The 13,490-nt window shown below is 49.2% G+C and carries 6 protein-coding genes; 4 read left to right on the top strand and 2 right to left on the bottom strand.

The genetic code is table 11. The annotated features are described in order from the left end of the window. Positions 1-5: 5 nt before the first annotated feature. The gene (locus O3S85_RS14115; RefSeq protein WP_269541152.1) at positions 6-635 is read right to left on the bottom strand and encodes a hypothetical protein; all 630 of its coding nucleotides are present in this window, start codon (positions 633-635) and stop codon (positions 6-8) included. Between the two features lie 644 nt (positions 636-1,279). On the opposite strand from O3S85_RS14115, the gene O3S85_RS14110 reads away from it, so the two are divergent. The 3 genes from O3S85_RS14110 to O3S85_RS14100 are packed head-to-tail and all read left to right on the top strand — an operon-like array spanning position 1,280 to position 8,164. Beyond that, complete coding sequence (locus tag O3S85_RS14110) at positions 1,280-4,015, top strand: RCC1 domain-containing protein (protein WP_269541151.1); 2,736 nt, start codon at positions 1,280-1,282, stop codon at positions 4,013-4,015. A 16-nt stretch (positions 4,016-4,031) separates the two neighbouring features. Then, on the top strand, positions 4,032-7,244 hold the full coding sequence (locus O3S85_RS14105) for an FG-GAP-like repeat-containing protein (protein ID WP_269541150.1): 3,213 nt from the start codon (positions 4,032-4,034) through the stop codon (positions 7,242-7,244). Beyond that, a complete protein-coding gene (locus O3S85_RS14100) occupies positions 7,241-8,164 on the top strand; it encodes a cohesin domain-containing protein (RefSeq protein WP_269541149.1) in 924 nt (307 codons plus the stop codon). Before O3S85_RS14105 ends, O3S85_RS14100 begins: the two co-directional genes overlap by 4 nt. Before the next feature lie 159 nt (positions 8,165-8,323). Here the strand turns inward: O3S85_RS14100 and O3S85_RS14095 are convergent, their stop codons facing one another. Beyond that, a complete protein-coding gene (locus tag O3S85_RS14095) occupies positions 8,324-9,358 on the bottom strand; it encodes a LacI family DNA-binding transcriptional regulator (RefSeq protein ID WP_269541148.1) in 1,035 nt (344 codons plus the stop codon). Between the two features lie 208 nt (positions 9,359-9,566). Here O3S85_RS14095 and O3S85_RS14090 point away from each other — a divergent pair, with 208 nt between their 5' ends. Beyond that, entirely contained in the window at positions 9,567-13,355 is a 3,789-nt protein-coding gene (locus O3S85_RS14090) for a sugar-binding protein (protein ID WP_269541146.1), read from the top strand. The last annotated feature ends 135 nt before the right edge of the window (positions 13,356-13,490 follow it).

Below are 13,490 nucleotides of genomic sequence, written 5' to 3'. Positions count from 1 at the left end.
GAAATCTATCTCCACAGCTCTCCCCACAACAGCTCTCCGGTTTTCGCCGGATGTCGGCGGACGACGCGCAGCTTGCACTGGCCGCTAACATCATCCGGGATGCGGACCAGTAATTCCTGCTGCGTGATGCGGAGGGCTTCCGTGAGGCGACGCGGCTTCTGCTTACCTTTAATGATAAAGACGCCCTCGTCCTCGGCGGCGGGGTTGAACTTCAAGCGGGCGCCGTAAATGCGGATGAACTGACCCGGCACGTATATATCCGCTGCTGGGTGGAGTTGGCCGTTGGCCTCGACGGCCTTGATTTGCTGGACCAGAGGTTCTTTGACTACGGGGGCGACTCGCTTGCGGACGAGCTTCGCGCCAGCGTTGGCGACCCGCTCTTTTAACTTCCGGGGAAAAATCCATGCAAGCGTCAGCGTGACCTGTTTATCCAGGATGCGTTTGGGCGAGCCGGTAAACGAACCTTTCATGCCAAGGCGCGAACGTCCCAGCGGACCAAGGTCAACCTCCTGCCCTTTGGCGGCGTTGAGGGCTATCCAGTCGTGCATCAGTTGTGTGGCGCTCAGGGCGCTCTTGGCCTCGCGGTAGTCTTGAAATTCCTCGAAGCCTACGGTAGCACCGGTGTGCCATACCACACGTTAAGTCCCTGGCTTAAGGGAGTTTTCCTGAATGCTGACTTTGACGCTTATGCTTGGGCAAAGGAATGGTTAAAGGCCGGAAAAATTGATTCGGAGACCTACCTTAACTTTGGTGGATGACAGTAGGCAAATAAATTTAATGACATCGTCATTTTTTTTGACAATCTGACCAAGTCATTTACTAAATACGACCATGTCAGTTGATCAAGTTACCTATCCCAATCGCGGTACAATAGCATAGTGTACTAAGCACCGCTCGCCACCCTATTGACTTAGAGGGCCTATAGTAAGGTGCACGGGATATCGACTGATCAATTAATAATCATTTTTAGGTGATCGATCACTCAAATAGCATTCATTCATCCGAAACCACTGTCAGAATGGTAGATTGATGAGCAGTTTCTCATCCAATCTGCAGTAGCTAAGACGCCTCAAACGGCTATCTTGTAAAACCTCACAGTCACGACATGAAACAGCCTTATACTGTTACTAACCAAAAATTATAAAAGCCGTCAGCTTAGTTATCTAGCTCAGTGTGTGGCACAACATCAAATACAATGTGTCTTTGGCTACCATCGCAGAGTTTTTTACTTGGCGCCAACTAGAGTAGTGCTGATATTAGTTCATACGATTTTTAAAAAATGTATAATAAGCACTCTTTTACCTTTCTAATACTGCTAGCGACCCTGAGCCTGCTGGGCAGTAATTCAATTATTGAGATACCGCTTCAACGCGATGTTGTGGATATTGGTGGTGAAAATACGAAACAGACCTACGGCATTTATCTGAAGATTGGTGGCGGGGAACCGCGTTTATTTCAATTAGACACCGGCACTGGAGGTCTATTCGCAGGATATTCCAGTTATGCCAATCCGAGCGAGCCATCTCCTGAATACCCAGATGCACCCTATCGGCCAGATCGGCAATACTGGGGTGACTTTCAAAGTATCAGCGGAGCGGTAAATCAAAGTACATCAATTGACAACGGCGTAAACTTTAGCACGATCATACCAGTAACCACTTCTGTCACATTAAGCAATGCATCCGGTAATGATTACCTGACAATTCCCAGTATGACAGTAGGCCAAGTCACTGAGGCGACAGCTAACAACCTGCCAACATCCACAACTTGGAACGAAAAATTCTCAGTAGATCAACCTGGACTCCACGAAACTTATTATGGCCTTTTCGGAACAGGGTTATTCTCAAATTCCAACTCTGGAGTTCCTACATCAAGCCAATTCTTTTCCGCTCTGGGACAGATAAGCAATGCCAAGGGTTTCACCATCCACTTGGATTCGGAAAATCCGGTGCTGCGCATTATTATGGATGATTCAGGTGGCAATGATTTTGCAGATCTATTTCCCTACGCGACAACGCTTGAACCAGGTGATGGTCGGATCTTTCCCACGACAGGATTCAACACCTTCAGCAAATACCCACTTTCAATTAATGGAGCTACCGTTGGTTATCCCAACAACCTAGTGGCGGTTGGAGCCGCAACCGGAGTGCCGGATATCGGTGGTAGTGATTTTAACCTCCCAGCAAACAGCCTCAGTAGTTTGAGCAATGCTGGCTTAGTTGATTCCACTAATATTCTTATTGAGGACGTTAGGTTAACATTAGATATCGATGGCGCGGGAAGCATTGGTGACAAAGTATATGATGCCTTCAACTTAGAATTTCTGAGCGTCAACGATGGTGGCAAAAACCAGGTAACTGTCGACGATAACAAGAGTAGTGATCTAAATTGGGGCCAAGTGCTATATCAAGACCATGAAGTGATGTATGACTTCAAGGATGGCGTGATTCGTTTTCGCCCCTACAAGCAGCTGTCTGATGAGCCAGAAGTTCAAATTATTTCTGCCGCTATGCGGGAAGGCACTACGTATCTGGATGTTATATTCCGTATTTCTGATTTAAACGATGAGACCGTCAGAGCCTATCCACTGGTGTTCGTTGGCCATGGACGCGACTTCGATAACGTCATCCGCCCAATGACTTTTATTGATGGCACAGAAGCTAACATCGGCGAAGATATTCCAACAAATACGGAGCTAATCTTAACGTGGGACGTAGCAGCAGACTTGGACGTTGAATTAATCAATATTAAATTTGAGATTTTATGCCAAGATAGTCGGGAGCTTCTAGGCTTTAGTTGGACCACCATACCTGCTGCTGGAGAGCATGAAGAACTTACCTACGGCAGTATTTCAGCAAATATCCAAGACCTCTTATTTTGGCAAATCGCCCGCTTGGACCCGGGATTGGACTTAATTGATGGAGCTATCATTGCGAATGAGAATAGTGGAGTGTTTGAGGGTTTCGAACTCACTAGCTCTTATTCGATTAGCGCCTATGCGGTGCCGTACTTCATGAGGTTAGCAAATAAGGCTCTGGCAACATCTGAAGAAATTAATTTTGCAGAAATTGCCCGGACGGGTATACGCGGCGCACCGCTCCCTTGGGGTGGTTATATTAACTCGCATCGATACGGATGGTATGCAATCGATCAGCCTTATGATGGCGTAGCCTTTATTTATGCTTGGGGAGATAATGAATACCGCCAAACCGCATCCATTCCGAAGAATACACAGGATCTAAGAAAAATTTCCGCTGGCGAAACACACGTGACCGCGCTCAGGGATAGTGGAACTTATAGCTCATGGGGAGGTTATAGCGATTTTCGCGGTATTGATTACATTTATGACGATGCAGAGTTTGATCCGAAAATAACGTTATTTGATTGTGGTGGCTCCTATATAATCTATCAACAGGAAGGTGGCTACGTCAATGTAATTAACTATGATGGAGGGTCCTACGTAACCACTCCCGACGAAGTTGATAACAGCATTGCCCTTGCCACAAGCGGAAGACATATGTTGGCTCTAAAATCTGATGGCACGATCATCGGATGGGGAAATGATTCCTCAGGCGAAACGACGCCACCGGAAGGCTTGAATGACGCAATTGCTATTTCTGCTGGCTACCGTTTCTCTCTGGCATTGCGCGAAGACAAAACAGTCGTTGCCTGGGGTTATAACAGTTCCGGCCAATGCGATGTACCGGAAGGCTTAGACAACGTCAAAGCCATTGACGCGGGCTATAACTTCGCCATGGCGCTTCAAGAGGATGGCTCCGTTGTCACTTGGGGCAATAATAGCGATGGGCAATGCGATGTGCCCGCTGGCCTAACTAACGTCATAGCCATATCCGCAGGCCGAGAACATGCATTGGCTCTTAAAGCGGACGGCTCAGTAGTCGCGTGGGGCAATAATGACTATGGGCAGACCAATGTACCGGCAAATCTCACTAATGTGCGATTAATTGCTGCTGGGGACAAGAATTCTTACGCGGTCACAGAAAAGCTCCAGTAAATTGACGTCCAGTCCCATGCTTCTTGGAAATTTCCAAACACTGAGTTCAATAAAGGCCTCTTATTCACTTAGAGCAGCCCTTACTTTGGTGATCGTAACATTGGCATTGAACACCAGCCAAGCTGCCATCGTTGCATTAACAAAGGAGTCAGTGAATGATGCTGATGCTTCAGTCATCAATGCTATCTACCCGTCAATGTCGTATCGGGAAACTGGTAAAATTTACAAAACTGACACGGCTCCAAATAGCTATGAAGGCTATCGCTTTACCCATTGGTCCATTGATTCACATCCTCTTGAATCATACAGGGATGCGTGGGGGCGCTCGATCAATCCAGTTTCCTTCGTATTACTCGAAGAAACGACCACCACTGCACATTATTTACCAAATGACTTTGACTCAGACAATGACTTGGTGCCCGACTGGTTCGAGATTGAATACTTTGGCGATCTGAGTAAATCTGCGATTAGTGACGACGACGGCGATGGAACGATATTGAGAGAAGAGTTTCTTACCGGAGCTCACCCATTGTTTGCCCAGACGAAAACCAAAGGTGGCCTTTTCTGGGCAGACTCTAATTCCATCACCATCGATTTTAAGGATGGTATAACCTTTTTACTTCGCTCCGAACCAGAAGGCCTTTATGAGTATACCAAAGAAGTAGATTCCGGCTATACCGTCACCTCGAAAGACTTCGCATTCGAAGAAGGATTTGGCTATTGGACACTCGATGGCGTGAGACAGGAAGACGCTTGGGGCGTTGCGATTACCAGACTGGTTTTTCAAATGGTAAATGCTGACCGGGAAGGCATTGCCTTTGTATTTGCTGGAGACAGCGATAGTGACGGTTTACCAGATTACTACGAATATTATTATTTTGGCGACCTCGCCTATTCACGATCATCTGATCCCAATAGCGACGGCGTAACCATCGGCGAAGATTATGATTCAGGCGCTCCCCCGGTTTTCTCAAGCTATAAGACCAAAGGTGGTATTTTTTGGGCTGATTCAAATTCGATAAGTATTAACTTCGGTAACTTCCACGAGTATAAAATAGCTAGCAATCCTGAAGGAATCATTCCGACAGTAGTCCGCACTGTCGTTAATGGACATATGCAAACAACTGCGAATATTGATGACCCCGATTTCGCATACTGGAGTATTAATGGAGCGCGTATCACTGATAATTGGGGAGTCTCCGAAAAACAGGTCAGTTTTGAAGTAGATGGCGAAGATATTGAAGCAATAGCTCATTATGCTGAAGGCGACTCAGATAATGACTTTATCCGGGATGCCTATGAATTATACTATTATGGGACCTTGGACCATAGCTCCGATTCGGATACCGATGGAGATGGCTACACCTTGTTGGAAGAATTTGAAGATACCAGCAGTCCAATTTTCTACACTCGCACCACGCCAGGGGGGGTATTTTGGGGCGATTCCGAATCAGTAATTGTCGATCTCCAATTCTATGAAAACGTTTCTTTAGCATTAGTCGACGGCGTCCTCACTCCATTTTTTTCAACCAATTCAGAAAGTCAGGATGGTGTAATAACTGACGGTCAATCATCGGTTGCGGTCGCGGATTGGGACGGAGATGAGGACTTCGATCTATTTGTCGCTCACGCGGGAGGCTTGTGGATATATGAAAACATTGGCAACACGAGGTTTTTAAATTTCCGCAAGGTGGAAGCCACACAGACATTAAATGATCTGATCTCTAATCTGCAAAATCCGGTCATAGCCGGTGGGGATTGGAATGGCGACGGTCTGGATGACCTCGTGGTTGGTGGCGATACAAACATTCTCTATCTAATACCTTCCATGGATAACATCAACGATAGCGGAACCATTCTCGAGCTAACAATGGATACAAGCATGCTGATCCCGTCTTTGGCAGATTTCAACAATGATGGTTACGCGGATCTATTTGCGATGTTATCCGATGGCACTGTGCGCTACTTCGAAAACACCCAAAGCACCCCCTACTTCGGCGCTTACAATCATGACTTTCTCAGTCAACCCGTCACCAATGGTGTCAGTCTAAGCGTGAGTGACATTAATCAGGATAACTCGCTAGATGTGCTGGCGTCCGACCAACAAGGTCGAATCTGGGAGTTCTATAATGATGGTTCTAATAACTTCACATTAAGGAGCAAGGTTTGGGGCGGCACGCATTCTGGCTTTGCCCAAGGCCTAAAAATAGCAGCCGTCGACTTGGAAAACGACGGGGATGTCGACTTGATTGCCGGACTAGAGAACGGAAGTTTAATTAGCTTATCTGATCCTCATGTTGGACGGCCATCCGGCTTGAAAGCCACCACTGGCGCTGATAGCATTCTATTAAGTTGGGATCCAAGCTGGCAATCGCGCATAGCCGGATACTTTATCTATAGGGCAGAAGAACTTGTCGATCCGTTCGAGAGTCTGCTGGATGAAGCTCAGCCCCTCCCTGAATACCTTGACCAGACGGCCGGCATTGGAGAGCTCTTGCATTATCAGGTAACTTCTATCACTAGCTACCTGCAACCTGGCAATACGGAACCAATCATCTTGGAAAGTACGCCTTCTCAATTGGTATCAGCTGGTGCCGGCGAAGTCAGTCTATCTCTACGATCAATTCGTGGCCAACCCGCAAAAAAAGTGAAGGTGCAATTGTCGATCGATAATTCGTTAGGATTAACAGGCGAGGGATTAAAAATCGACATAAACTATGATCCCGCCGTAATTACACCTCGAACACAAATTGATGGCCAACCAAGTGTGCTTAAGACTTCGCTCAGCCAAGAACTGAATTTCAATGATGATGGAGCGACTGCGAATGGGCTGTTATCTATCAACGGCTTGAGCGGTTCTATCCAAGGCGGATCAGGAAAGCTATTTGTCTTGGAATTCTACGTGGATGATTCCTCAACACTTGGCCTACAAACCACCATTTATGTCCAGTCCGCCGAACTTCATGCTGAATCAGGATACTCGGTTAACGTCAATATCGGTGAACCTGCAAGCATGGAAGTTGCAAATACCTTCCTTCCTGGAGACTTAAATGGCGATGGTCAGGTAACTTCAACTGATGAGGACATTCTCAAAGCATTGTCTAAATCCAATTCGCCAGACCCAACTGATACAGAAATCATTGCTGGAGACTTAAATGGCGATGGTGAATTATCCGCTGGGGACGTTGTCCTTATTAAAAGAATGTTAAGGGGGCTTTCCATCGAATGATCAGAAATAATATAATTCGGCTTATTGGTTTTTCATTAGCGCTAGCGGCTTTTAACCTGCCTTATGCTCATGCGTATCAAGTTTCCATACCAGATTATGAGGTGAGTCCTGGTTCAATTGTCCATACGCCAGTAATCATTGACGATACTGCAGGCATTGCCTCCATCGAGATTCAGGTTAACTTCGATTCATCGGTGCTTAAGTTGAGCAAAGTAACTCCTGGCCAATTAGGCATAAATTTCGACCTAGAGCACGAACTAAGCAATGGCGTGCTAAACCTCTCATTCATTCGATCAGAGAACATGTCCGGCGGTGGAGGACAGTTAGCGATATTGGAATTCACCGCAAATTCAGGAGCGACAACTGATCTGTATTCGGATCTGGCGATCGCTTCATTTAAGGTCGGCGATGACCGCGCTTTGAAAAACTTGGCGTTGACCAACGCCGTTACAGTAAACAGTGGCTCCATTCGTATTACCAATAACCACAACTTTGATAATGCTCGTAACGGATTACCCGATTGGTGGGAGGCTCAATATGGATTAAATCCGTTAAATAATGATCCAAAATCTGACCCGGATGGCGACTCGATCAACCAAATTTTCGAACTAGCGTTTGGAGGAAATCCTAATAAGCGGGATGATCTGTCTATCATGCCTCAGTATAAGCAAGTCGAAGTCGATGACTCTAAATATATTTCGCTTGAATTTCGTCGGCGGATCGACGAAACCGACGGGCTCATCTTTAGAGTTTATGAATCATATGATCTAAACGCCTGGACACCTATTCCCATTGCAAGTGTCACTGTTGCTGAAGACATAATCGACGAAGAGATGAAACTCATCACTGTTCGGAGTAGCCAATCCTTAGAAGACCGTGAAAGTGAACGTTCGATCTTTCTAATGCTGTCGGTTCAGTAGCAATTACTGGAACCATCTACTAGGTGAACACTTGCCACCTAATTTCAGCTTCGATTTCTGAGATGCCAACGAAAGCATTCAGTCTGGCCATTAAAGCCAATATTCTACGTTATCAGGATCAAGGTTACTCCAGTGACATTTTGCTTTAGTCAGCAATTTTTAGCGCGTAACCAATGACTCCCCTTCGATCCACTCACCTTTAATTAAGGTGGTATTACTGGACTGGGGGACGCCGACGACGCCTTGGTGGATTTGGTTCACCACCATTTCAACGATCGTCCGCCCGAGCTGATAGCCAGACTGCCGAACTCCGGAATACCTCTCCGGGATGTCACGCGTGAGGTCGATCAAGCCGACCTCCTTAGGAATAGAAAACTCCTGACTGATGATGGCTTCAACCTCAGTGGGTTGCACGACGAGCAATACATCAGGCCGGTATTGGCGAAACCACGGGAGCACTTCAGCCGCATCGACTTCATAGTTTTCAGTCAGGCATGCTGGTATCGCTTCCACCTCTTGATTCAGTAATTGTATGGATAGATAGCAGCCGAGAATGGCCGAGCCAGTATGCGAATTAAATGGTTTGGGGACCACAAGTCCCGGCCGACGGTAGCCGTATTGGAGGAGTTTTTCGAAGGCGAGCTCCATACTGTAGGCGTAGTCCGTCGTCACTCGGTGGAGCTCTGGTTTACGCAAAGAAACGCCGGTGCTAGCACAAGCGAAATTCTCAAAGGGAAAGTCCAGCTTGGCCGCGCCTTGTAAATACGGCGCGACGAGGATGCCGCGAATGCCCCGGGTAACCAGCGAAGTGACCATGCTCTTGGCCGGCAGCGTATCCGGCTCCCAAATAAAGCGGTCAATTTTATAGCCCAATTCATTGGCCCGGTCATGCATGCCCTGATGCCAGTCCCGATGATACGGAACGATGTCCAGCAAATCAATGATGCCTTGCTCAACCAATAGGCCCAAGACTGCTTGTTCCGATTTTAGGCGCTTGTTGTGCAGCCGCGCCATCAAGGTGGACACATAGGCGTCCGGCTTGTAGCCAATTTGCTTTGCAACCGTTTGTATTCGCTCACGGGTAGCGGCCGGTATCTTTGGATTGTTCTTCAGCGCATAGCTGACCGTGCTGACAGCGACGCCCGCCGCTTTGGCAACGTCCTTCATGGTCACCGGAGGTGTGTGGTCATTCATGTCCGCAAATGCAGTTCGGTTTCATCGGCCAAAGCCGGGAATGGGTAACGACAGTGTAGATAAAACAATTATTCATTCCGGCTCTTTAAATCCAGCCAATAATCGATCTGCGGGCCTCATACCGGTCTGTGAACGATATCACTTGGGCCTGAATTGCTTGTTCTCATTGGCAGTCTAATATAATACGTTTTTACCCAATTTAGCCCCTATGATAAGACTGCATTACCGCCGCATGCGGCAAGTTTTTCAAACCATTGCACTTCAACTTGGACTCGTTCTTTTTGCTTTGCCGGCAAGCGCCCAGGAGACTGTCACCGAAGAGTCGGATTGGGCCACGATTGAGTATCCGTCAAGCGTACACGTGGGGGAACCCTTTGATGTCCGTTTAACCATTCTCAAGCCCGTGCCAGTGGGCACAAAGCTGGCGGCGGATTTGTATTGGATGAAGGCTGATGGCGGCTTTGGCGGCATGCTTTCCTACGGGAGCCGCAAAGACGCCGTCGTGGGCGAAGCACAAACCGTTCGCCTGAACGTTAGCCCAAAACCCGATATGGCTGCGGTGCAAGTAACGGCATTCCTGAGCCCGGATGGCGATTGGGAATCACGACAGGAAGTGTTGCGCGGGCCGGTCGTGCCGGTTGTCAGCGGAGGTTCGGGGAAGAACGATTCCCTGCGCCCGGAGGGAGTTGATTTCAAGAAAAGCTGGCTATCCATTCAATCGCCGGCGGGCTCGTATACCGAAGGCGACGATTTCACGGTTACGGTTGATTACTATTTGGACCCTTCGGAAAGCTGGGGCGGTGGCACGGAGCTCTATCTAAGCGCGCTGGGCCCATGGATCGATAATCCGGACGGCCAATACACCACGAGCCGGACGCATATCGACATCCCCGGTTTAACTGGCTCGAAAAGCGTACGTATTGAGCCTGGCCTGGGCAGTAAACAGTTTCACTACACCGTGCCCAAGCTACATGCTTTTAACGACCTGCTCTTTATCGGTGGCTTTAAGATGGATGGCGGCAAGCAGAACTGGCCATGGTACCTACGCGCCTCCGGGCCGACGCTCATGAAGACTCATGACTTCTACGACCTGACCACCAGCAAGGCAGGGAATCTTTTCACCTACGATGAGCCGGTCATCATTGAAGTCCAATCTCGAAAGGGCACCACGACAGAGAAAGACCGCCGCTTAAGCTATACCATCACCAATGTGGATGGGCGCACCCAGTCTGGCGTCGTAGAGTTCCGTCCGGCGCCGATCGGGCAATCGACTTCAATCACTTTGCCGATTGAAGAACGCGGCACGTTTGTCTTGAAGACCATGATCGAAGATTGGGGTGAGCGTGAGATGGTTTTTGCGCGCATTCCAGATTTGGTAAAAGAAATTGCGGATACCCAGACAAAGTTCGGCGTAACCAATGTGCGGACCGATGCGGAAAACGAAATCGCGCGTCGCTTGGGCTTTAGCTGGGTGCGGCATTTCTTTTCCTGGAGCGAGGTGCGCCCGGGTCGCGATCGCTGGAACACTGATGGTTGGGATGCAATCCTCCGAACGAATGTCGAGCATGACATCACGCCATGGCTTTGCCTGGTGTATCCGCCTGCCTGGGTGCAGACTGGCGACGCGCGTAACGTGCCCTATGTCCCCTATGGCTTCGACCATGAAGGTTTGACTACAACCGTGCAAACGCTCAGCCAACGCTGGGGCGGACAAATTTGGGGCTGGGAATGGCAGAACGAAATTGTTCCGGGTGACTTGGTCGAAGACCCTGTCGGCAACTATATTGACTTCGTTCGGACGGGCTCCAATGCCGTGCACGCCGTGGATCCTAAATTGAAGATACAGCTCGCGGGTGGGCTCTGGCCGCGCAATTTTCGCAATGACCTACTCAACCAAGGCGTGGCGGAATACATTGATGTGTTGCCCGTGCACTATGGGAATTACGATGCCGTTCGCGATGCGCAGAGCGATCTATCCGCAGTCGGTGAAAAGGACCGCGTCGCAGTCTGGGATAATGAAACCAGCTTCGGCTACTCCGTTTGGCAAATGCCATTAACTGAGATGATTCAACACGACGGCCAGTCGCAGTGGATCATGGACCGCTGGACTGCCGAACTGAGCGCCGGGGCCGAACAAATTACTTTGTTTGGCGGACATGCGGATCCCGCAGGCAATTGGAGCTATCTGTTGGACTCGGCAACGGTGCGCCCCTATGCCACGACTGCAGCTGTCTTTATTTCCAAGATGGCTCAGTCGAAACCACTGGGTCAGTTCTTTTTCGGTCAAGGCGCGGTTGCCCACCTGTTTGATCAGGATGGAGAGGCGGTTCTGGTGCTGTCTGCGCCCGGAATTCCGGGGCAATACCAATTACCGGTCGGCGCGCCGGTCGTCACAGTGACCGACGATCAAGGCAGGGATCGGAAAATAAACACAACGAAAGGCGTCTTGTCCCTGGCGCTGGGTGACATGCCGGTATTCGTCGAAGGCGGAAATTTAAATACTCTTAAAGCAAACATCGTGCTGGAAGTGGGCAGCGGTGATCGTCCCCAGCCTTTGCCTCAGCTAACGGCTGTAACGCAAAGCGATTTATTAGTCCCCTTGCGGATCTACAATCCCTATGACCGATCAATCACGATTGAGCTCGTCCTTCAAGCACACGATGCACCAAAGGAGACTGTGGCAAAGAAGCTAAACCTGACAGCGGGCGAGCAACAAATATTGGAACTGAAAGTGGCGGCTTCCAATAAGCGTCCAAAGAGCGGCTCGGAAGCGTGGAAAGCAATGATCCGTTTTCCAGGCGCCCAGCTACCGACAGTTGAGAAGCCCTTTATCGTATCGTGGATTGAACCGGAATCGCTCGACAACCTGCTATCGGATTCAGGCTTCGAATCTGCTGAAGTCGGCCGCGCGGGGTGGTCGGTATTGGGCGAAGGCGGCAAGGCGCCATCCAACGATTCATTGGGGACTGGTAAGCAGTGGTTAAATTTACAATCAGCTAACGAAGGCTGGCTTACGGCAAGCCAAAGCATCGATCTGCCGTCGGGGCGTCCATTCCTCTATACGATGTGGGCGCACCCGAAAAATGTTCAACAAGGCGGGTCGAATATCACCTACCACCTGGCAGACGGAAAACAGAAGACGCTATACATACCGCATGTTTTCCAGACGCCATCCGACTCAGATTCCTGGCTGTTGCTAAGCTATCAGGGCGAGGCGCCTGCGGATACGCTCAAGGTTGATTTTAGCCCTGTCGTGAATCCGAGCAAAGAAGGAGGCTCCATGCTCGTTGATAATGTTCGGGTAACGCTGTATGAAGGCTCGGACTACGCAACCGAAGCTCATGAAGCCAGCAGCGCGCCACAGGTGGATGGAAAATTGAATGACTGGCCGCAGGGTAACCCTATCCCTTTGCTCGCAGTGAACCAACTCAAGGTCGATGCGGACGATTATCAATGGACCCCGGAAAACTTGAGCGGGGTGGCGTATTTCCAGTGGGATAATGAGGCGCTGTATTTTGCGGCTGATATTGTGGATGATCAGTCTGTGGTTCCGAACACTGGCAATGAAACCATCAATAGCGATTCCCTGACTTTAGCGTTTCAGCCTTCTCGTCTGGGCGTCAAAAGCAACGACCGCGCCTTTGCTTATTATTTGAGCGCGGCATCGCCCGGCGGCGGCAGCGGTAAGTTCACTCTTTATCGGCCAGAGCAATTTTCCGGTGGGCTTATGAGCGGTCATCTGGCAAAAGATTCTTCGGCCTACGAAGTCGCCATCAAGCGGGAAGGAAATCGCACCACATACGAGGCTAAATTCCCGTGGACCGAATTAGGCGGACTGACGCCACAGCTTGGCGCGCGCATGGGATTAAGCATATCCTTAGCCGATAATGACGGCGACGGCCGCACTGCGCGAATACTCTGGGGCCGAGGCCTTGATCCCGTCTGGGAGCCTTCTCAGTTCGGGGTTCTAACGCTGGTTGGGCCAATCGCGCAATAAGAAGTTACGACTTCTCCGCTCATACGTCACGCAGCGATAGCTGCCACTTGTTGGTGAACGATTACACCACTGGCATGCTTGTTGAATGAGGCCCTAAAATATAGGTTTCAATTCATACATATGATGCTCAGCTCT

The organism is Cerasicoccus sp. TK19100 (genome assembly GCF_027257155.1).
Classification (GTDB): domain Bacteria; phylum Verrucomicrobiota; class Verrucomicrobiia; order Opitutales; family Cerasicoccaceae; genus Cerasicoccus; species Cerasicoccus fimbriatus.
The sequence above is the reverse complement of the archived record's forward strand: the minus strand, read 5'-3'. Positions and strand labels throughout refer to the sequence as shown.

Excerpts from the sequence above, each read along its gene's own strand:
- O3S85_RS14110 (WP_269541151.1), top strand. The coding sequence starts at position 1,280 with ATGTATAATAAGCACTCTTTTACCTTTCTAATACTGCTAGCGACCCTG.
- O3S85_RS14105 (WP_269541150.1), top strand. The coding sequence starts at position 4,032 with ATGCTTCTTGGAAATTTCCAAACACTGAGTTCAATAAAGGCCTCTTAT.
- O3S85_RS14100 (WP_269541149.1), top strand. The coding sequence starts at position 7,241 with ATGATCAGAAATAATATAATTCGGCTTATTGGTTTTTCATTAGCGCTA.
- O3S85_RS14095 (WP_269541148.1), bottom strand. The coding sequence starts at position 9,358 with ATGAATGACCACACACCTCCGGTGACCATGAAGGACGTTGCCAAAGCG.
- O3S85_RS14090 (WP_269541146.1), top strand. The coding sequence starts at position 9,567 with ATGATAAGACTGCATTACCGCCGCATGCGGCAAGTTTTTCAAACCATT.